Raw genomic sequence first — 21,195 nt, 5'->3', positions numbered from 1 at the left:
GAAGGGGCTGCGCCATGCTAGCGCCAGCCCCTTCACGTACAAACACTCCTGACAGATGGTCCCGTCATGCGGACCGCGACGAGGGTCAGTCCGTGCAGACCTTCCCGTTGTCGGGCGCCGCCCCACTGAGCAGGTAGTGGTTCACCGCGTCGTCGATGCAGGTGTTGTGCCGCCCGTACGCGGTGTGCCCGTCGCCTTCGTAGGTGAGCAGTCGCCCGGACTCCAGCTGCCCGGCCAGGGACTTGGCCCAGGCGTAGGGGGTGGCCGGGTCGCGGGTGGTGCCGACCACGACGATCGGGTCGGCGCCGGCCGCCCGGACGGTGTGCGGGGCGCCGGTGGGCTTGACCGGCCAGTACGCGCAGCCGAGTGCCATCCAAGCCATGTCGCGGCCGAAGTGCGGCGCGGCCTTCTCGAACGCCGGGATCGCGGCGGTGACCGCCGCCGGGTCGGTGAACGAGGCCGGCAGGTCGACGCAGTTGACGGCCATGTTGGCGTACATCAGGTTGTCGTAGCTGCCGTCGGCGTTGCGGCTGTAGTACTGGTCGGCGAGCTGCAGCAGCCCGCTGCCGCTGCCGTTCTGAGCGCTCGCCAGGGCCGCGCGCAGGTGCGGCCACAGGGCCTCGCTGTACATCGCCTCGGCGACGCCGGTGAGCGCCTGGGCCTCGGTGAGCGGGCGGTCGGTGCCGGTGGACATCGGCTCCGCGTCGAGCTTCTTGAACAGGGCGGCGAGCTTGTCGCCGGCCTCCTGCTCGGTGCGGCCGACCGGGCAGTCGTCGCGCTTGACGCAGTCCTTGGCGAACGCCGTCCACGCGGTCTCGAAGCCGCCGGCCTGGGTCATGTTGCCGGTGACGGCGTCCAGCGAGGGGTCCATCGCGCCGTCCAGCACCACCCTGCCGACCTTGCTCGGGAACAGCCCGGCGTAGGTCGCACCGAGGAAGGTGCCGTACGACTTGCCGACGTAGTTGAGCTTCCGGTCGCCGACCAGCGCCCGCAGCACGTCCATGTCCCGGGCCGCCTCGACGGTGGAGACGTGGCCGAGCAGCTCGCCCGCCCGGGCCGAGCAGCCCGCCGCGAACTCCTTGTCGACGGCCACCAGGGCGTCGATCTCGGACTGGTCGTCGGGGGTGACGTCGGCGGCCGCGTAGGCGTCCATCCGGTCGCCGCTCAGGCAGGTGATCGGCGCGGACCTGCCGACGCCGCGCGGGTCGAAGCCCACCAGGTCGTAGCTGGAGCGCACCCCGCCGTCGTAGCGCGACGCGACGCTCTGCACGTACTCGATCGCCGAGCCGCCGGGGCCGCCCGGGTTGAGCAGCAGCGAGCCCAGCCGGTGCCCCTGGTCGGCGGCGGGCTTGCGGATCGCGGACAGCTCCACGTCGTGGCCGTCGCCGGGGTGGGCGTAGTCCAGCGGCACCTTGAAGGTGGTGCACTCGAAGTCCGTGGTGCACGGCTTCCAGCTCAGCTGCTGCGCGTAGTAGGGGGCGAGCCCGGCCGGCATCTCGGTGGGCAGCGCCTCCAGCGGGGTGACGCCGTTCGCGGGGGCCGGCGCGTGGCTGCCGGGCGAGCCGCTCGCCGTGGGCGCCGGATGACCCGAGGTGCAGCCCGCCAGCAGCAGGGACGCGGCGGCGGCCACCGCGGCGGCGGACAGGAACCGGCGGGGCCGGGCGACTCTCATGAACGTGGGTCCTCTCCCCTGGAACGGGCCGGCCCACCGGCCGACCGACCCGGCCGTCGCCGGGAGGTCGAGCCTAGCCGTCGGAACGACACGCCCCGTGACCACGGCCGCCGCGCCCGGGCCCCCGACCGCCACCTCAGGAGGCCGATCATCACACCGCAGAACGCGTCGGTCGGCGGGCCCGGTTCAGGGCTTCGGCAGCTGCTCCGTCAGGTACTGCATCGCGACCCGGACCAGCCGCAGCTGCTCCCGGTCCGCCGAGTAGTCCTGGACGAGGTCGGAGATCCGCACCTCCGCCCGCGCCCCGACGTCCCGCAGCGCCGCCTGCACCTCCCGGGCCGAGGCCAGGCCGTCCGTGTCCCGCTTCGCCGCGGCCAGCAGCAGCCGCGCCGCCGTCCCGGCCGGGGCCTCGCCCGCGGCGGCCGCCAGCGCCCGCCCGTCGTACCGGCCGGACACGGCCGCGGCCGCCCCGTACAGGTCCGGGCGGGTCAGTCCGGCCGCGGCCGCGCACGGGGCGCCGTCGTCCACGCCCAGCACGGCCCAGCCGTCGGGGCCGGCCGGCCGGGTGCGGAAGACCGCGCCGACCGCCGCGCGCAGCGCCTGGTCGTCGGCGACCGCCTGCGGGACGGCGGTCACCAGGTCGCACGGGTGGCCGGTGCCGCTCGGGGCCTCGGGGGCGACCAGCACGAACGGGCGGGCCCGGCCGAGCTCGACGGCCGACGCCGCACCGTCGAACACGTCCGGCAGGTCCTGGTCGGCGGTCCGCCCGGCCGTCCCGGAGTGCACCACGACCACCGGGAACCGGGCCGCCGGCTCCTGCCGGTACTCGGCGGGCAGCCACACCCGCACCGCGCGCGGCCGCCCGTCCGGACCGGGCACCTCGCCCTGCAGCAGCTCACCGCCCGCCGGACGGCTCACGTTGCTGAACAGCACCTCCACCGGCGCGGGCGCGGGCGGCGCCGCCGCGGCGGGCCGCTCCGTGCCGACCGCCGCCACCGCCTGCCGCACCGCCACCCGGCCGGGCCGCAGGCCCGCCAGCGCCGCCACCCCGAGCGCGCTCACGCACATCAGGCACAGCACCGCCGCCCCGGCCCGGACCAGCACCGGCCGCGCCTCCGCCGCCAGCTCGTACGTCTGCGCGGCCCGCAGGTCCCGCCAGCGCGACATCGCCGACCGGGCCAGCCAACTGCCCGCCACCGCGGCCACCAGCAGCAACAGGACGAGGAGCGATCGGGGCATGGGGGACGCACCACCTCGGGGAAGGACCGGCCGGACGCGAGCGCGTGGCCAGTGCACAGGGTGCAAGACCGCACGCCCGCCGACCGCCGCACGGTACGGGCGTCTCCCCACCTTCACTCGAACGAGCTAACGGCAACCGGGCCCGAAGCCATCGGCCCGCACCGCCGACCGCCACCGGGCCGATCCGCGGCGTCGACCGTCACCCGGCCGGGCTGCGGCGTCGACCGCCCCGAGGGTCAGCCCGCCCGCAGCGCCACCGTCATCGCCTCGACCGCCAGCAGCGGGTCCACGTTCCGGTCCAGCGCCCGCCGGCAGGCCAGCACCGCCTCGATCCGGCGCAGCGTGTTCTCCGCGGCGCCCTCGCCGGCCACCCGCTGCACGGCCGGCCGCTGGTCCTCGTTGGCCAGCGCCCCGCCCGCGCCCAGCTGGACCGCCAGCACGTCCCGGTAGAAGCCCAGCAGGTCGCCGAGCGCCACGCCCAGCGTCTCCCGGCGGGTCCGGGTCGCCCGGCTCTTCTGCCGCTTCTCCAGTTCCTTCACCGCGCCCGCCATGCCGCGCGGCGCCCGGCTGCCCTCGGCCGCGCCGTACGCGGCCCGCAGATCGTCGGTCTCCTTGGCGTCCTGGGTCTCGGCCAGCGCCTCGGCGTCGGCCTTCGCGGTGTCGACCAGCCGCTGGGCGGCGGCCAGGCAGCCGCCCAGGTCCGCGACCTCCAGCGGGATCCGCAGCACCTCGGCGCGGCGGGCCCGGGCCTGCTCGTCCACCGCGAGCCGCCGGGACCGGTCGATGTCGCCCTGCCCGGCCAGCGCGGCCAGCCGGGCCGCCCCGGGCTCCACCCCGTCGCGCCGGACCAGCATGTCGGCGACCGCCTCTGCGGGGGGCGTGCGCAGCACCAGCAGTCGGCACCGCGAGCGGATGGTCGGCAGCACGTCCTGCACGGACGGCGCGCAGAGCAGCCACACCGTCCGCGGCGAGGGCTCCTCGACGCCCTTCAGCAGCGCGTTCGCGGCCGCCTCGGTGAGGCGGTGCGCGGCGTCCACCAGGATCACCGACCAGCGGCCGCCGGTCGGGTAGCTCGCCGCCCGCAGCACCAGGTCGCGCATGTCGCCGACGCCGATCGACAGGCCGTCGGTGCGCACCTGCTTGACGTCGGCGTGGCTGCCGGAGAGCACGGTGTGACAGCCGTCGCAGAACCCGCAGCCGGGGGTTCCGCCCAGGTCCAGGTCCGGGCTGGTGCACTGGAGCGACGCAGCGAAGGCGCGGGCCGCCGTCACCTGCCCCGCGCCCGGCGGGCCGGTGAACAGCCAGGCGTGCGTCATCAGCGAGGCGTTGCCCCCGGGGGCCTCCCCGCGGCCCGCCAGCACGGAGGCCCGGGCCGCCCGCGCGGCCGCCTGCAACTGTTCGACCACCCGGTCCTGTCCGACCAGGTCGTCCCACACACTCACGCCGCGCTCCTCCTCGCCGTCACCGACCCGACGAGCCTAACGCCGGACGGCGACAGCCCGGCCCGCACAGCCGAGCCGGACGGCGACAGCCCTGCCCGCACAGCGGACGGCCCGGGCCGTCCAGTGACAGCCCGGGCCGTTCGACAGCGGCGGCGGCAGCGCCGACGGTCAGTCCTTGCGGCGGAGCCAGCCCCGCTTCGGCTGCTCGTCCTGCTCCGGCTGCTCGGGGGCCTCGGCCTCCCAGCGCGCCCACTCCTCGCGGGAGCCGAGCAGGCTGTCGGTCAGGCTGGGCAGGTCGTCGAGCGGGGTCTCCTCCGCCCAGTCCGGCCGGGGGCGCAGCTCGCGGGTGCGCGAGGAGTCGTCCTCGTCGCGGAACAGCCCGGGCGGCACCTGCTTGGCCTCGGGCCCGGCCGCCGGCTTGGCCCCGGGCGCGGGCTTGGGCGCGGGGGTCGGCTCGGGCGCGGGGGTCGGCGCGGGCTTGGGCGCGGGCTTGGGTGCCGGCTCGGCCTTGGGCAGCACCGCGGTCTCGTCGTCCGCGACCTTCGGCAGCACGGCGGTCTCGTCGAGCACCGGCTTCGGCAGCTCCCGGGTGGTCTCGCTGTCGGACTCGGCGTCCTCGACCTTGGGGAGCACCGCGGTCCGGTCCGCCTCGGCCTCGGCGGCCTTCCGGGCGTCCTCGGCCCGCTGCAGCGCTTCCTCGGCGCGGCGCCGCTGCTCCTCCCGCTGCAGGTCGCGCTGGCGCTGGAGCTCGACCCGGGCGGCCTCCTCCGCGGCGGCCTTGCGCGCGGCGGCGGCCTCGGCGGCGAGGCGGGCCTGCTCGGCGGCCTGCCGCTTCGCCTCCTCCTCGGCCTTGCGGGCGGCTTCCGCCTCGGCGGCGCGGCGGGCTTCCTCGGCGGCCTTGCGCTCCTGCTCGGCCTTGACGCGGGCGGCCTCCTCGGCGGCCAGGCGGTCCTTCTCGGCCTGCTCGGCGCGGAGCTCCTCCAGCAGCGCGAGCCGCTTGCGCTCGGCCTCCTCGGCGGCCTTGCGGGCGGCCTCGGCCTCGGCGGCGCGCCGGGCGGCCTCCTCGCGGGCCTTGCGCTCCTGCTCGGCCTTGGCGACCTTCTCCTGGTCGGAGAGCGGCAGCTCGCGGTCGAGGCGGTGCCGGACGGCGGTGGTGACGGCGGCGGGCGCCTGGCTGCCGTCGACGACCAGGTAGCGGGCCGGGTCGGCGGCGGCCAGCGCGAGGAACCCGGAGCGGACCCGCTGGTGGAACTCGGTGGGCTCGGACTCCAGCCGGTCGAGCGCCTCGGTGAAACGATCCCGCGCGGCGGTGGGGTCGACGTCGAGGACGACGGTCAGGTCGGGCACCAGTCCGCCGGTGGCCCAGCGGGAGATCCGGGCGACCTCGGTGGCCGCCAGGTCGCGGCCGGCGCCCTGGTAGGCGATGGAGGAGTCCATGTAGCGGTCGGTGATGACCACGGCGCCGCGCTCCAGGGCCGGCCGGATCACGTTCTCGACGTGCTCGGCCCGGTCGGCCGCGTAGATCAGCGCCTCGGCGCGGTGCGACAGGCCGGTGTTGCCGACGTCCAGGACGAGGGCGCGCAGGCGCTGCCCGATCGGGGAGCCGCCGGGTTCGCGGGTGACGACGACCTCGTGGCCCTTGGCGCGGATCCATTCGGCGAGGGCCTGCGCCTGGGTGGACTTGCCGGCGCCGTCGCCGCCCTCCAGGGCGATGAAGTAGCCCTTGCCGGCCACCCGGTGCGGCGCGGCCCCGGCGCCGCCGCGGACGGCCTGCACGAGCTCGCGGCCGAACGGGACGACGCCGCGCTGGTCGTCGGTCTTCAGCAGGACGACGGCGGCGAGCACCAGGGTGAGCAGTCCGGCGGTGGAGACGGCGAGCGCGGCGCCGCCGTGGATGAAGGTGAAGCTGCCGGTGCCGACGTGGCCGAGCGAGACCTCGCCGTAGCCGGCGGCCAGCAGCGGCATGCCGACCAGGGCGACGGCGACGACCACCCGCAGCACCGCGTACAGGTGCTCGGTGACCTTGCCGAGGCGGATCTCCTCGATCTCCTGGGCGAGCAGTCCGCGCCCGGTGGCGATGACCACGCCGGCGGCGAGGCCGGCCAGCACGGTGAACAGCAGCACCAGGACGAAGTCGAGGACCAGTCCGGCGAGGATCAGCGCCACGCCGGCGGTGACCAGGCCGAGGGCGAGCAGCCGGCGGCGGGACAGGCCGGGCAGGGTGGCGCGGCTGAGCCGGATGCCGACGGCGGGCGCGCCGGCGGCGGCGAGCACCAGCAGGCCGTAGCCGATCGGGCCGGCCAGGTGCTCGGTGGCGGTGAGCAGTCCGAGCGCGGCGACGCCGGCCATCGCGGCGTAGGCGGCGGCGATCGAGAAGGTGAAGTACGGGGCGGACCCGGTGCGGCCCTTCTTGAGGGACGGTCCGGGCGTCGCGTCGGTGGGGGCGCGCAGGCCCTGCAGCGGGGAGCGCGGCGCGGTGTTGGCGCCCGCCGGCAGCTCCTGGAAGTACAGCAGCCCGGCGTTGACGACGAACAGCGCGGCGGCGCCGAGCGCGGCGACGGTGAGCTGGTGGCCGCGCAGCCAGTGCAGGCCGACCGCGGCGAGCACGTTGTTGACCAGCGTGAAGCCGATCAGCCCGGTGGCGGCCAGCGGCAGCGCGGCCCAACCGGTGCGCAGGTCGAGGGTGCGGACGGCGTCCAGCGAGGCGGCGGCCGGCGGGCCGGTCTGCTCGGGGACGGCCAGCAGCGCGGGGACGGCGGCGGACTTGCCGATGGTCCAGATCCGTTCGGCGGCGCCGGCCAGGAACACCGAGCCGAGCAGCAGCCAGGTGGCGGAGCCGGGCGACCAGACCACCCACCAGGGGGCGAGGCCGATCAGCAGGGCGCGGGCCAGGTCCGCGCCGAGCAGGCTCCAGCGCCGGTCGATCCGGCCGCCGACCAGGGCGTGCACCGGACCGAGCAGGGCGGCCCCGAACAGGGCGGAGGCGAGCAGTCGGGCCGCGAACAGGGCGGCGACGGCCAGCGCGACCGACCGGTAGCCCTGCCCGAACTGCCCGCCGAGCACGGTGGCGACCACGGTGAGCGGGACGAGCACCAGGACCGACAGCCGGTCGGCGGTGCCGCCGAGCAGCTGGGTGGTCCAGAGTTTCCGGTAGGGCCGCAGCCGGAGCAGCGCGCGGGCCCGTTCGCCGGGTGTCCCGGCGGGGGCGACCTCGGGGAGGCCGCTCGCGGCGGCGCGTGCGGTGGGGGGCGGCTCCTCGCTCGTCATACCGTCAGCGTAGCGAGTGCACGGCCCCGACCTTAACGGGCCCGCCCGGATTCGAACAGGCCCGTTACGCAGTGTCCGTCAGCTCTCCTCGGATGTGTTCTCCGAGGCGGACTTCTCGGCCGCCGCGGTCTTCGCCGCGGTGGTCTTCTTGGCTGCCGCGGTCTTCTTCACCGCGGTGGTCTTCTTGGCCGCCGTCTTCTTGGCCGCTGCGGTCTTGGTCGCCGTGGTCTTCTTGGCGGCCGTGGCGGTCTTCTTCGCGGGGGCCTTCTTGGCGGCCTTCTTCACCGGTCCGCGGGCGCGCTTCTCGGCGAGCAGCTCGAACCCCCGCTCCGGGGTGATGGTCTCCACCTCGTCGTCCTTGCGGAGCGTCGCGTTGGTCTCCCCGTCGGTGACGTACGGACCGAACCGGCCGTCCTTGACCACCACCGGCTTCTCGCTGACCGGGTCGTTGCCGAGCTCCTTCAGCGGGGCGGCCGCGGCGGCCCGGCCGCGCTGCTTGGGCTGGGCGTAGATCGCCAGCGCCTCGTCCAGGGTGATGCTGAGCAGCTGGTCCTCGCTGGTCAGCGAGCGCGAGTCGGTGCCGCGCTTGAGGTACGGGCCGTAGCGGCCGTTCTGCGCGGTGATCTCGTTGCCCTCGGCGTCGGCGCCGACCACCCGGGGCAGCGAGAGCAGGCGCAGCGCGTCCTCGAGGGTGACGGTGTCCAGGTCCATGGACTTGAACAGCGACGCGGTGCGCGGCTTGACGGCGTTCTTGCCGGTCTTCGGGGTGCCCTCGGGGAGCACCTCGGTGACGTACGGGCCGAACCGGCCGGCCTTGGCGACCAGCGGGTTGCCGCTGATCGGGTCGGTGCCGAGCTCGCGCTCGCCGCTGGGCTTGGCGAACAGCTCCTCGGCGAGTTCGACGGTCAGCTCGTCCGGCGGCAGCTCGTCGGGGACGTCGGCGCGCTGGCCGGGCTCGCCCTCGACGGCGGTGGGGCGCTCCACGTACGGGCCGTAGCGGCCGACCCGGAGCACGATGCCGTCGCCGATCGGGAAGGAGCTGATCTCCCGGGCGTCGATCGCGCCGAGGTCGGTGACCAGTTCCTTCAGGCCGCCGAGGTGGTCGCCGTCGCCGTTGCCCGCGTCGGCGGCGCCGACGGCGGCGCCGGTGGCCTCGCCCTCGCCGAAGTAGAAGCGCTTGAGCCACGGCACGGACTCGGCCTGGCCGGCCGCGATCCGGTCGAGGTCGTCCTCCATCTTCGCGGTGAAGTCGTAGTCGACCAGCCGGCCGAAATGCTTCTCCAGCAGGTTGACCACGGCGAAGGAGAGGAACGAGGGCACCAGGGCGGTGCCCTTCTTGAACACGTACTTGCGGTTGATGATCGTGTCGATGATCGACGCGTATGTGGACGGGCGGCCGATCTCGCGGTCTTCCAGCTCCTTGACCAGCGAGGCCTCGGTGTAGCGGGCCGGCGGCTTGGTGGCGTGGCCCTCGGGGGTCAGCCGGTCGGCGGCCAGCGGGTCGCCCTCGGAGACCTGCGGCAGGCGGCGCTCGCGGTCGTCCAGCTCGGCGTTCGGGTCGTCGGCGCCCTCGACGTAGGCCTTCAGGAAGCCGTGGAAGGTGATGATCTTGCCGGAGGCGGAGAACTCGGCGTCCCGGCCGTCGGCGGAACGGCCGCCGACCTTGACGGTGACGGACTGGCCGACCGCGTCCTTCATCTGGGAGGCGACGGTGCGCATCCAGATCAGCTCGTACAGCCGGAAGTCGTCGCCGGCCAGCCCGGTCTCGGCGGGCGTGCGGAACCGGTCGCCGGACGGGCGGATCGCCTCGTGCGCCTCCTGCGCGTTCTTCACCTTGGAGGCGTAGGTGCGCGGCGCGGCCGGCAGGTAGTCGGCCCCGTACAGCTGGGTGACCTGGGCGCGGGCGGCGGTGACGGCGGTGTCCGACAGCGTGGTCGAGTCGGTACGCATATAGGTGATGAAGCCGTTCTCGTACAGCTTCTGCGCGACCTGCATGGTCCGCTTCGCGCCGAAGCCCAGCTTGCGGCTGGCCTCCTGCTGCAGCGTGGTGGTGCGGAACGGCGCGTACGGGGAGCGGCGGTACGGCTTGGACTCGACGCTGCGGACGCTGAACGCGGTCTGCTCCAGCGCGGCGGCCAGCGTGCGGGCGGCCTGCTCGTCCAGGTGCAGGGTGTTGGCGGCGGACTTCAGCCGGCCGTCGGTGCCGAAGTCGCGACCGGTGGCGACCCGCTTGCCGTCGACCGAGATCAGCCGGGCGCCGAAGGTCTCCGGGTTGGCGGCGTCGGCGGAGGTACGGCCGGTGCCGAAGGTGCCGACCAGGTCCCAGTACGAGGCGGAGGTGAAGGCGATCCGCTCACGCTCGCGCTCGACCACCAGACGGGTGGCGACCGACTGGACCCGGCCCGCCGACAGCTTCGGCATGACCTTCTTCCACAGCACCGGGGAGACCTCGTAGCCGTAGAGGCGGTCCAGGATGCGGCGGGTCTCCTGCGCGTCGACCAGGCGCTTGTTCAGGTGCCGCGGGTTGCGCACGGCCTCCTGGATGGCGTCCTTGGTGATCTCGTGGAAGACCATCCGGTGCACCGGCACCTTGGGCTTCAGCACTTCCTGCAGGTGCCACGCGATGGCCTCGCCCTCGCGGTCCTCATCGGTGGCCAGGAAGAGCTCGTCGGACTCCTTGAGCAGCGACTTCAGCTTCGTGACCTGGGACTTCTTGTCCGGGTTGACCACGTAGATCGGAGCGAAGTCGTGATCCACGTCGACCCCGAGACGCCGCACCTCGCCGGTGTACTCGTCCGGAACCTCGGCGGCCGTGCCGGGCAGGTCGCGGATGTGACCGACACTGGCCTCGACGATGTAGCCGGGCCCGAGGTAGCCCTTGATCGTCTTGGCCTTGGCCGGCGACTCGACGATGACGAGTCGCTTGCCGTGCGCGGTCTCGCTGCTCGGGGACACCTTCGCTCTTCTCTCCCGGTCGTTTACCAAAGCTCCTGGGCAGTCGCACAAGCGACGGTCCCACCAGCGGAGTGTGACCGTACCCTGGCCACCCTTGTCAAACGGACGGATGCCGCTTTTTCACCGGCAAGGCCGACCGACGCCACTCGAACGGTAACCCGATGGCCGGTCCCGGGGCATGTCTTTCCCGGGCAAGCAGGCCTTCCGCCCGATCCGGCCCGTGCACTCCGCGTACCGCCCGGGCGAGTTTCCCCGAGGCCCGGACGCCACGGAAAGCGGACCGGACGGCGGCGGGGAGACGGAACGGAACAGTGCGCTCCGTAACCGGACGGGCCGTGCCGCGCCGGGGCGGCGGACGCGGGCGATCGGGGTCAGGCCCAGCCGACGCAGGCTTCGCCGGGGGCGTGTCTGCCCGACCCGGGTGCGTTCGGCGCCGGGTTGCTCGGCTTCCGTCCGCTCGGCTGCCGTCCGCCCAGCTTCCGTCCGCTCGGCTGCCGTTCGGTCAGCGCAGGGCGAGCGCGAGCAGGGTCAGGCCGCCCGCCAGCGCCGAGGTGCCGAGCAGCGCCCAGAACAGGTCCGCGGGCAGCGAGGGCAGCTCCTCGTGGGCGGCCAGCACCACCCGGGACGGCCGCCGCGGGTCGTAGGCGACCTGGACGGCCGCGCCGGCGGCCAGGCGCGGCGGGCGGCGCAGCGGGGTGTGCCCGCGCGGGCGGGACAGCACCAGGCGGCCCACCGGGTCGGGGCGCAGCTCGTGGACGGTGCCGAGTCCGGCATCGGTCGGCCCGCCGACGGTGTCCACCGGGTAGGAGAGCAGCGGGCTGCTGTCCATCGCGTCGGCCCGGGCCCGGTCGGCGACCACCTGGGCGGTGGCGGGCACGCCGTGGCGGCGCAGGTGGTGGCGAAGGCGCAGTTCCACGGCGCACCACAGCAGCAGCGCGCTCCCGAAGGCCACCAGGACCGCCCCGCCCACCAGCGTCGTCGGCGTCTCCACCCGGTCCTCCCCTGCACTGCCCACAGCCTGTGGACAGCACCCTGGCAGCCGGTGGACAACCCGCGGCGGACACCGGGCGTCCGACGGGCCACGCACGGGGAACGCCCGGGTGAACGCGGCCGCCGAAGGCCCCGGCTCCCGGGTGTTCAACGCGGCCGGGCCGCGATGGTCACCCGGGATTCCCGGACCGCCCGTCCACCCACCGGGTGATCAATGTCACCGCCCGGGCGGCACCCGATCCGGCGTGATTCGACATGATTCGACGCCAACGAGCCCGGAAGTCGCGTCCGCGGCGGCCGTGTCAGCCGTGGTCGGCTCGGACCCGGTCGTGTCAGCCGCGGTCGTGTCAGCGGACCGGCTCGATGAACCCCTGTTCGGTGAGCAGCCGCAGCGACTCGGGCACCCGGGCCCGCAGCTGCGCCGCGTCCTCGCCGAGCAGTTGGGCGATCGCGTCGACGATCTCCCCGGCGGCCAGCGTGCCGTCGCAGACGCCGACGAAGCCCGCGCCGACGGTGTCCACCTTGGTGGCGCGCCGCATGCCCCGGTTGTGGCGGAGCACCACGTGCTCGGGGTCCTCGGAGCCGGGTGCGCCGATCTGCTCCTGCACCACCTCGTCGGCGAGCAGGTAGCGGGCGGCCAACAGTCCGACGTCGTCGTGGCCGCGCAGGAAGTCCTGGCGGGCGAACCACTCCTCGATGTGCGGGCCGAGCGGCTGCTCCACCGGGTGCGGCCACTCCTCGATCCGCACCACCGGGTCGGCCGCGCCGGACGCCCGCAGGGTGATCCAGCCGAAGCCGATGCCCTCCACGCCGGCCGCCTCGAAGCTGTCCAGCCACTCCTCGTACCGGGCCCGGTACTCGTCGCCGCGGTGGTCGCCGCCGTCGCGCAGCCACAGCTCGGCGTACTGGGCGACGTCCTGCACCTCGCGCTGCACCACCCAGGCGTCCAGGCCGGTGCCGGCCACCCAGCCGGCCAGCCGGTCGCGCCAGTCCTCGCCCTTGACGTGCTGCCAGTTCGCCAGCAGCTGGCAGTAGCCGCCGGGCTCCAGATGGGCGGCGGCGCCGCGCACCACGCTGCGGCACAGCTCGTCGCCGGCCATTCCGCCGTCCCGGTAGGTGAACCGGCCGGCCGGGGAGATCACGAACGGCGGGTTGGAGACGATCAGGTCGAAGCGCCGCTCGCCGATCGGCTCGTACAGGCTGCCCTCGGCGGTGGTCACGTTGTCGAAGCCTGACAGCGCAGCGGTCAGCCGGGTGAAGTGCAGGGCCCGCGGGTTGAGGTCGGTGGCGGTGACCCGCTGGGCGTGCCGGGCGGCGTGCAGCGCCTGCACACCGGAGCCGGAGCCCAGGTCCAGCACCTCGCGGACCGGTCGACGCACCGTCAGGTTGGCCAGCGTGGTGGACGCGCCGCCCACCCCGAGCACCAGATCGCGGCGCTCGATGCCGGCGTCCGTCCGCCCGGAGCCGATGCCGCCCGCGCCGCCGACGGCGCAGCCGAGGTCGGACACCACCCAGGCGTCCGCACTGGGCAGGCCGGCCACCTCGTCGGCGTACGGCCGCACGTCCACGGTGGCGCGCAGCTCGGCGCCGTCGCGCACCAGCCAGCCGTCCGCCAGCAGGCCCTCGACGGGCAGGGCGGCCGCGGCGGCGCTCTCCGGCACCGGCTGCTGCAGCAGGAACAGCCGCACCAGGGTCTCCAGCGGCGAGCCGCCGCGGGTCGCCCGCAGCGCCGGAACGGCCTCGCTGCGGGCCAGCGCCGCGTACGCGGCCGGGCCGAGCAGGTCGAGCAATCCGTCGGCGGTGAAGGAGGCCTTGAGCAGCGCCTCCCGCAGTTCCGCCGTCCGGCCGGAATCAAGAACGGGGCTGTTCGTCACCCCGCCATTCTCCCCCGCCGACCGGCCCCGCCCGGCCATCGCACCCGGCGACGGGCCGACCGGACGTCAGCTCTTGCTCGGGGAGGGCGATCCGGCGCCTTGGTCCGGCGCGTTGCTCTGGGTTCCGCCGGACGGGTTGGCGCCGGCCGACGGACTGGCGCTTCCGGACGGAGCGGCGGCGGGTGCGCCGGCGGCGGCAGCCTTGCAGCCGGGCTGCTTCTTGATCGCGTCGCCGAGGTCGCCGCTCTGCAGGGTGGCGAGCGCGCCGGTGGACACCTGGGACAGCCGCTGCACCTGGTCGCCGACGCTGCGCAGGCCGTCCGCGAACTTGGCCTGGTCGGCGTTGGTCAGGCCGTCCAGCTTCTTCTGCGCGTCCAGGTAGCCCTGCGCGACCTGCTTCAGCTCGTTGACGGCGTCCTGCTGGACCTTCGCCCCGCTGTCGATCTTCGGCGCACCGGCCTTCTCCACCGCGTCCGCCAGCTGCTGGTTGGTGGCGGCCAGCGCGGCCAGGTCGGTGGACAGCCGCTTCTGCAGGTCGACGGGGGACTCGCCCTCCTTGACGTTCCCGGTGTCGGCGAGCGCCGTCCGGGACTGCGCGATCGGGTCCCGCGCGGCATCGCAGACGTTCTTCGCCCAGCCGTCGAGCTTCGCCGAGTCGTCGGCGGAACAGCCGACGGCGGCGAGCGCGAGCAGCGCGCCGAGCGCGGAGACGGTGACCAGTCGCTTCTTCACCGGGGCCCTTTCGGTCGCTGACACCCGGTCCCGGGCATCGACCAGCGAACCTACACGGCCGCCCGCATCGGGGTGCCGGGAAGGCCGCGGCCCCGGGCATCCGCCCAGCTCAGCGCAGCCCGCAGCCCCTCGGTGGGGGCGCGTGGGCAGGGTGCGGCGAGCGGACGGGCTCGGGCAGGTCGGAGCGAGCGAACGCGCCGGGGCGCTCTCAGGCGTCGGCGGAGGCCGGAGCGACCGGCCAGCTCATCCGGATCACGCCGCCGTCCGCGCCGTTGCCGACCTCGACGTCCTCGACCAGGCCGGTGATGACCGCCAGGCCGAGCGCGTCCTCGTCCTCCGGGCCGCCGCCCTCGGCACCGGCGGCCTGCGCCGGGCCGGCCTCGTCGGCGACCTCGATGAGAAAGCGCTTCTCCTGCTCGGTAAGCGCGACCCGGACCGCACCGTCCACGCCGCTGCGCTGGTGCAGCGCCACCGCGCGGGAGCAGGCCTCGCCCACGGCGAGTCGCAACTCGTCGAGCACCGACTCGTCCACCCCCGCGCGTCTGGCCACCGCGGCGGCCACCAGCCGGGCGGTGCGGACATGCTCGGGCAGTGCGCTGAATCGAAGTTCGACGGTTGCCATGTCTCCCCTCCGGGGTTGCTCCCCACCGCCGGGCACACCGGCCCGCACGGCGGAGGCGGGAACACCGACCACGCCGGCCGGGCAGGGCTCATCGCCCGGCCGACCGGCGACGGTCGATCGAGAAGATTCGGTCGGAACGGCGGACCGACGGAACGTCAGTCGGTCGCCGAGACGGCGTCGTCCACCGAGTTGTGGATCGGGAAGACCTTGGTCAGACCGGTGATCCGGAAGATCTTCAGGATGCGCTCCTGGTTGCACACCAGGCGCAGCGAACCCTCGTGCGCACGCACCCGCTTCAGGCCGCCGACCAGCACACCGAGGCCGGTGGAGTCGAGGAAGTCCACGCCCTCCATGTCCACGACCAAGTGGTAGTTGCCGTCGTTGACGAGCTCGACAAGCTGCTCGCGCAGCTTGGGGGCGGTGTACACATCGATCTCGCCGCCAACCTCGACGACCGTGCGATCGCCGACAGTACGGGTCGACAGGGACAGGTCCACGGAACCTCCAGCACCTTGCCTTGCTACGTCATTGCGATCTTCAGCCCAGGGGCTGCGACCACATGGTCACACGCCCAGGGCGCGGCAAACCGTCAGGTCGGAGCCTCGGTGTTGCGGCCCTCGGCCGTGCGGCCGTCACGGGCTTCATTCAACCACTTGCGACCATGGGCGCACGATGGTTAACAGCGATTCTCCGTCACGCCGGTGACACACTGGGTCTTCATGCCGCCCCGTCACCACCAGCCCGAGGCCCTGCTCGCAAGCCTTTCCACCGAGCGCGGCAGGTCGGATCGCCTCACCCATACGGAGCAATTGCCCGCCCGCGAGGCACGCTACGCCCCTTGGCCGGAAGGAATCCGCCAGGAGGTGGTCGCGGCCGCCGCCGAGCTCGGCGTGCTGCTGCCCTGGGCGCACCAGGCCGAGGCCATGGACCTGGCCGCGGCCGGGCGGACCACGGTGATCGCGACCGGCACCGCCTCGGGCAAGTCGCTGGGCTATCTGGCCCCCGTGCTGAGCGAGCTGCTGACCGGCACCGAGGCCCGCAACGGGCGCGGCGCCACCGCGCTGTACCTCGCCCCGACCAAGGCGCTGGCCGCCGACCAGCGCCGCCGCGCCGCCGAACTCGTCCCCGACCGGGTCCGGGTGGCGCTCTACGACGGCGACACGCCGCCGCAGGAGCGCGAGTGGGTCCGTCAGTACGCCTCGTACGTGCTGACCAACCCCGACATGCTGCACCGGGGGATACTCCCCGCCCACCCGCGCTGGTCGTCCTTCCTGAAGGCGCTGAAGTACGTGGTGATCGACGAGTGCCACACCTACCGCGGCGTGTTCGGCTCGCACGTCGCCCAGGTGCTGCGCCGGCTGCGGCGGCTGTGCGCCCGCTACGGGGCCTCGCCGACCTTCCTGCTGGCCTCCGCCACCACCGCCGAGCCGGCCGTCACCGCGCAGCGGCTCACCGGGCTGCCCGCCACGGCCGTCACCGAGGACTGCTCGCCGCGCGGCCCGCTGGTGTTCGCACTGTGGGAGCCGCCGCTGACCGAGAACGTCGGCGAGCACGGCGCGCCCGTCCGCCGCTCCGCCACCGCGGAGGCCGGCTACCTGCTCACCGACCTGGTCCACGACGGCACCCGGACCGTGGTCTTCGTCCGCTCCCGCCGGGCGGCCGAACTGGTCGCCCTGCAGGCCCAGGAGCAGCTCGGCCACCCGCTCGCCGCCCGGGTCGCCGCCTACCGCGGCGGTTACCTGGCCGAGGAGCGCCGCGCCCTGGAGCGCGACCTGCACACCGGCCGGCTGCTCGGTCTGGCCTCCACCTCCGCGCTGGAACTCGGCGTGGACGTCTCCGGCCTGGACGCCGTCCTGCTGGCCGGCTACCCCGGCACCCGGGCCTCGCTCTGGCAGCAGGCCGGCCGCGCCGGACGGGAGGGCCAGGGCGCGCTGGCGGTGCTGATCGCCCGCGACGACCCGCTGGACACCTACCTGGTCCACCACCCCGACGCGCTGTTCGCCACCCCGGTGGAGGCCACCGTCCTCGACCCCGACAACCCGCACGTGCTCGCCCCGCACCTGTGTGCGGCCGCCGCGGAACTGCCGCTCACCGACGCCGACCTGGAGCTCTTCGGCCCGTCCAGCGAGCCGCTGCTCCCGGTGCTGGAGCGCCGCGGGCTGCTGCGCCGCCGGAGCGACGGCTCCTGGTATTGGACCCGCCGGGAGCGCGCCGTGGACGGCGTCGACCTGCGCGGCAGCGGCGGCAGCCCCGTACAGATCGTCGAGGCGGACACCGGGCGGCTGCTCGGCACCGTCGACGCCGAGGCCGCGCACACCACCGTGCACACCGGTGCCGTCCACCTGCACCAGGGGCGCACCTACCTGGTCCGCGAGTTCGACCTGGAGTCCTCCGTCGCCCTGGTCTCCCCCGCCAATCCGTCGTACACCACCTCCGCGCGGGACGTCACCTCGATCTCGATCCTGTCCACCGACACCACCGAGGAGTGGGGCGAGGCGCAGCTCAGCTTCGGCTCGGTGGAGGTGGTCAACCAGGTCGTCGGCTATCTGCGCAAGCGGATCTCCACCGGCGAGATCCTCGGCGAGAGCAAGCTCGACCTGCCGCCCCGCACCCTGCGCACCCGGGCCGTCTGGTGGTCCGTCACCGAGGACCAACTCCTCGACGCGACCATCCCGTTCGACCAGCTCCCCGGAGCGGCCCACGCCGCCGAACACGCCTCGATCGGCCTCCTTCCGCTGTTCGCCACCTGCGACCGCTGGGACATCGGCGGCGTCTCCGTCCCGCTGCACCCCGACACCGGCCTCCCCACCGTCTTCGTCTACGACGGCCACTCCGGCGGCGCGGGCTTCGCCGAACGCGGCTTCCACCGCGCCGTGGAGTGGCTGACCGCGACCCGGGACGCCATCGCCGCCTGCGAGTGCGACCGCGGCTGCCCGTCCTGCGTCCAGTCCCCCAAGTGCGGCAACGGCAACGAACCCCTCGACAAGGCCGCCGCGATCCGCCTCCTCACCACCCTCCTCGCCCACGCCCCCAACCGGCCGGACCCCGCCGACCCCGCCGACCCCGCCGACGCGGTCGACTCCCCCGGCGCTTCCGACGCTCCCGACGGCGGCTCGACCGGCCCGGCCGATGGTCCGGCTGATGACTCGACCGGTGACGCGGCCGGCTGATGGCGCGTCCGTCTCGGCGGCGCTGTCGCCCCAGGCCCACAGCGGGCCGGCCCGGGATCGGGCTCGGGCCGGCCCGAGTGGGACGGGCAGGCCGCGAATCGGGACCTGGACGACCACCTCCACGGCGTCCTCGCCCGGCAGGACGCGACAGGAGACGAGCTCGGCGTGCTCCTGGGCCTGCGTCAGCCCGGCCGCCCGGCCGCAGCCGCCGTCCGGGTCGAGCAGCAGCCGCTGAGCGGCGGCCAGCGCGGCCAGGTCCGCCGCCGACTCGGCGCGGTGGCGGGCCACCACCACCTGGCCGACCATCAGGCAGGCCGAGAACACCACCGTCCCCAGCATGCCCAGGGCGACCAGCCACACCGTCGCCGACCCGCGGTCGGGCGAGACCTCTCCGCCGGGCTGCTCGTGCTGCCTCATGGCGGTTACCTCCTCTCGGATCTCAGCTGTCTTCGATCAGCACGTCCTCCCGGGCGCTCACCGCGGTGGCGGTGAGGCGGACCGACAGGACGGCGGCAAGGCGGCCCGGGCCGGGGCACGGGGCCTCGACGGTGACGCGGGCAGTGGTGGCGTCCAGGGCGACCGTGACCTTGGCACCCGGCGGGGCGGCTGCCGCGGCGACCGCCGCGGCGTCGCCGTCCCCCCGGGCGGCGGCCCGGGCGCCGGCCCGGGCCGCGTCCACACACCGGATCTGGGCGCCGGCGGCGACCACGCCCCAGATCAACATGGCCGTGAGCAGCACCAGCGCGGGCAGGGCCACCGCCGTCTCGGCGGTCACCATCCCCGAGTCCGGCGACCTGGCGCGACCGGCCCGGCGTTCACGCCGCATGAAGGGCCCGGTCGAGGATCTCCGACAGTGCGCCGGAGACCGTGCCGCTGGTCACCACCTTGTAGAGCACCGCCGCGAAGGCGCATGCCGCCACCGTGCCGATCGCGTACTCGGCGGTGCTCATTCCGGCGTCCGGCGGCCCCTCCGCCATCGTCCGGTACCGGTGGCGGAGCCAGTCGCCGAGCCTGCGGGCGACGCGCACCGCGGATGCCGGTCGGACCGGCAGGGAGAGAGTCGTCATTGGTGAAATCCCTTCGTAGGAGTGGCAATTCGTTCGACGGGTGCGGATCAGAGTCGCTGGGAGAAGGCGCCGGTCAGGCCCATCACCACCGGCACGACGCCGATCAGCACGAACGCGGGCAGGAAGCAGAGCCCGAGCGGTGCGGTCGCCAGCACGCCCGCCCGGCGGACCCGCGCGTGCGCCGCCCGGGCGGCCGCCGCCCGTTGGGACTGGGCGAGGCCGACGAGCGCAGTGGCCGGTGGCGCGCCGCTGAGGGTGGTGCGGGCCAGGCAGCGGGCGAGCGGGGCCATCGGCGGGCAGTCGGCGGCCAGTTGCTCCCAGCAGCGCTCCGGGGAGGCGCCGAGGGAGAGCTGGGCCGCGACTCCGGACAGGCGGTCCCGCATCGGCGACGGCACGCTGTCCGCGACCGCGAACGCCGCTCCGGCCGGGGAACCGCTCGACCCGAGGCAGGCCGCCAGCAGGTCGGCAGTCAGCGGCAGTTGGCGGACCAGCCAGTCCTGCTCCGCGGCCCGCCGACGTTCGCCGGGCGACCGGACCCTGGGCAGCCACCGCCACCCCGCCCAGCCCACCAGCAACCCGCCCGCCAGACCTGCCCACCCGCCGACCAGCACCGCGGCGGACACCCCGAGCAGCACGGCCGACGGCCGGTCGCACGCCAGCCACCGGATCGCCCGCCGCGCGGCCTCCTCGACCTGCGCGCCCCGGCCGTCCCGCGCAGGCTCGGCCGTCAACGCCGGGACGCAGTGCCCGGCCCGGCGTCGGACCGCCCGCCCCCGCACCACCGCCAGCGCCTCGCCGACCAGCCCCACGGCGGCCACCGGCACCAGGATCACCACGCCGCCCACCTCGCCTCCACCGAAATCTCCACGGAAACCTCCATCGGAACCGTCATCAGAGCTGCCATCAGAGCCACCATCAGAACCGCCGTCGACTCGAACTCGGATCATTCGTCCCGCAGTTGGCGCGGCTCCCCGCGCCTCCCGCTGGGTCACCCCGGACCCGGACCGGGCCACCACACCCGTTCACGCCCACTGGTCCGCCCGAACAGTCGGGTGGTCCCCCGTCAGGGGTGGCACGGCGTTGAGCCACCGGTCCCGACGGGTGCGGGAGATCCCGCACCCGGAGGAAGCCGCCGCCCCGGCCGGAGCGGGCCTGACCGGAGCGGGCCCGGCCTCGTCGGGCCCCTGCCGGGCCCGGGTCGGGGCGTCCTCGGCCGCCCGGACGATCCGGGCGGTCCAGACGACGCCGGCGACCTCCAGGGCGGCGCCGGCGAGCAGGCTGAGCAGACCGGCCGGGGTGTGCAGCAGAACCTGCGCCGGATGGGCGCCGAGTGCGCTGCCCAGGCCCATGCCCACGGCGGGCAGGGCGGCCAGCACGATCACGGTGGTGCGTGGACCGGCGAGTTCGCCCGCGATTTCCTCGGTGAGGGCCCGTTCGGCGCGCAGTGCGTCCGCGACCTGTTCCAGCCCGAACGCCAACCCGGTGCCGCTCTCGGTACTGACCCGCCAGCAGGCCGCAGCCGCCGCCGCGCCCTCCCCGCCGGGCAGTTCGGCCACCTGCCGGAGGGCGGCGGGCAGGTCCGCCCCGTAGCGACCCGCCGCCAGCCGGGCCGTCGGCCCGGGGCCGAGCCTGCGGGCCCAGTCGGGGGCGGACCGGGAGACCACCGAGTGCATGGCCTGCTCGGGCGTCGCGCCGCTGCGCAGTTCGGCCGCGAGGCCGGCGCACAGCTCGATCACCGCTGCGGCCCGTTGCCGTGCCGCCCGGCCTGCGGCGTAGCGGGCACGCCACCGGCGGACCGGAACCACCGCGCAGGCCGCCCCGATCAGCGGGAGCACCGAGGCGGTGCTCTGCCCGGCCGCCGCTCCGGCCGGGAGCAGCAGCAGTTCGGGCACCAGCCAGCGCGGTCGCCGTCGCCGCCACCCGGCCCGGACCCGGGCGAGCCGGCCGTCCGGCCCCCGATGCCCGTTCAGCAGGCGCCGCAGCCGCCCGTCACCGCGCTGTCGACGCCGGGTCACCGTCAGCCAGGCCGCTCCGAGCAGCGCCGCCCCGAGCCCGGCAACCGCGCCGAGCAGGGTTGCCGCCCAGGCGGCGCCCCGGACCGACGCCATCGCCGCCACGACCTCGAACTGCCCTGCCATCAAGACCTCCTGACCTCGGAGCGCAGC

At 75.0% G+C, this 21,195-nt stretch carries 15 protein-coding genes and 1 pseudogene; 1 reads left to right on the top strand and 15 read right to left on the bottom strand.

Annotated features, from left to right (window positions below; translation table 11 throughout):
* Positions 1–85: 85 nt before the first annotated feature.
* The 10 genes from CG736_RS23655 to bldG form a co-directional block, all read right to left on the bottom strand.
* Positions 86–1,672, bottom strand: coding sequence for an alpha/beta hydrolase (locus tag CG736_RS23655; RefSeq protein ID WP_100588198.1), 1,587 nt, complete (start codon positions 1,670–1,672; stop codon positions 86–88).
* A 186-nt stretch (positions 1,673–1,858) separates the two neighbouring features.
* Positions 1,859–2,911, bottom strand: coding sequence for a hypothetical protein (locus tag CG736_RS23650; protein ID WP_100588197.1), 1,053 nt, complete (start codon positions 2,909–2,911; stop codon positions 1,859–1,861).
* A 236-nt stretch (positions 2,912–3,147) separates the two neighbouring features.
* Positions 3,148–4,353, bottom strand: coding sequence for a DNA polymerase III subunit delta' (locus CG736_RS23645; protein ID WP_100588196.1), 1,206 nt, complete (start codon positions 4,351–4,353; stop codon positions 3,148–3,150).
* Positions 4,354–4,521: 168 nt separating this feature from the next.
* On the bottom strand, positions 4,522–7,620 hold the full coding sequence (gene tmk / locus CG736_RS38680; protein WP_100588195.1) for a dTMP kinase: 3,099 nt from the start codon (positions 7,618–7,620) through the stop codon (positions 4,522–4,524).
* A gap of 78 nt (positions 7,621–7,698) precedes the next feature.
* On the bottom strand, positions 7,699–10,575 hold the full coding sequence (gene topA, locus CG736_RS23635) for a type I DNA topoisomerase (protein ID WP_100588194.1): 2,877 nt from the start codon (positions 10,573–10,575) through the stop codon (positions 7,699–7,701).
* A 502-nt stretch (positions 10,576–11,077) separates the two neighbouring features.
* The gene (locus tag CG736_RS23630; protein WP_100588193.1) at positions 11,078–11,566 is read right to left on the bottom strand and encodes a DUF3592 domain-containing protein; all 489 of its coding nucleotides are present in this window, start codon (positions 11,564–11,566) and stop codon (positions 11,078–11,080) included.
* A gap of 346 nt (positions 11,567–11,912) precedes the next feature.
* Positions 11,913–13,478 carry a methyltransferase gene (locus CG736_RS23625; protein WP_100588192.1) on the bottom strand — a complete coding sequence of 522 codons (1,566 nt, stop codon included), beginning with the start codon at positions 13,476–13,478 and terminating at the stop codon, positions 11,913–11,915.
* Positions 13,479–13,505: 27 nt separating this feature from the next.
* Positions 13,506–14,171: a hypothetical protein gene (locus tag CG736_RS23620; protein WP_052509658.1), complete on the bottom strand. Its 666-nt coding sequence runs from the start codon at positions 14,169–14,171 to the stop codon at positions 13,506–13,508.
* 208 nt (positions 14,172–14,379) lie between these two features.
* On the bottom strand, positions 14,380–14,793 hold the full coding sequence (locus CG736_RS23615) for an ATP-binding protein (protein WP_100588191.1): 414 nt from the start codon (positions 14,791–14,793) through the stop codon (positions 14,380–14,382).
* A gap of 155 nt (positions 14,794–14,948) precedes the next feature.
* The gene (gene bldG / locus CG736_RS23610; RefSeq protein WP_043915042.1) at positions 14,949–15,290 is read right to left on the bottom strand and encodes an anti-sigma factor antagonist BldG; all 342 of its coding nucleotides are present in this window, start codon (positions 15,288–15,290) and stop codon (positions 14,949–14,951) included.
* Between the two features lie 222 nt (positions 15,291–15,512).
* Here bldG and CG736_RS23605 point away from each other — a divergent pair, with 222 nt between their 5' ends.
* A complete protein-coding gene (locus CG736_RS23605; RefSeq protein ID WP_100588190.1) occupies positions 15,513–17,963 on the top strand; it encodes a DEAD/DEAH box helicase in 2,451 nt (816 codons plus the stop codon).
* 102 nt (positions 17,964–18,065) lie between these two features.
* On the opposite strand, the pseudogene CG736_RS37935 reads toward CG736_RS23605, so the two are convergent.
* The 5 genes and pseudogenes from CG736_RS37935 to CG736_RS23580 all read right to left on the bottom strand — a co-directional run.
* Positions 18,066–18,380, bottom strand: a pseudogene (locus tag CG736_RS37935) (Rv3654c family TadE-like protein); the annotation flags it as partial.
* Between the two features lie 22 nt (positions 18,381–18,402).
* Positions 18,403–18,741 carry a TadE family type IV pilus minor pilin gene (locus tag CG736_RS23595; RefSeq protein ID WP_369880351.1) on the bottom strand — a complete coding sequence of 113 codons (339 nt, stop codon included), beginning with the start codon at positions 18,739–18,741 and terminating at the stop codon, positions 18,403–18,405.
* Positions 18,742–18,778: 37 nt separating this feature from the next.
* Complete coding sequence (locus CG736_RS23590; protein ID WP_100588188.1) at positions 18,779–19,030, bottom strand: DUF4244 domain-containing protein; 252 nt, start codon at positions 19,028–19,030, stop codon at positions 18,779–18,781.
* 47 nt (positions 19,031–19,077) lie between these two features.
* The gene (locus CG736_RS23585; RefSeq protein ID WP_157815695.1) at positions 19,078–19,866 is read right to left on the bottom strand and encodes a type II secretion system F family protein; all 789 of its coding nucleotides are present in this window, start codon (positions 19,864–19,866) and stop codon (positions 19,078–19,080) included.
* 186 nt (positions 19,867–20,052) lie between these two features.
* The gene (locus CG736_RS23580) at positions 20,053–21,168 is read right to left on the bottom strand and encodes a type II secretion system F family protein (protein ID WP_100588186.1); all 1,116 of its coding nucleotides are present in this window, start codon (positions 21,166–21,168) and stop codon (positions 20,053–20,055) included.
* Positions 21,169–21,195: the final 27 nt, after the last annotated feature.

The sequence above is a fragment of the Kitasatospora sp. CB02891 genome (assembly GCF_002803145.1).
In the GTDB taxonomy this organism is placed as follows: Bacteria; Actinomycetota; Actinomycetes; order Streptomycetales; family Streptomycetaceae; genus Kitasatospora; species Kitasatospora griseola.
Note: the sequence above shows the minus strand (reverse complement) of the source record. Positions and strands in the feature narration are given on the sequence as shown.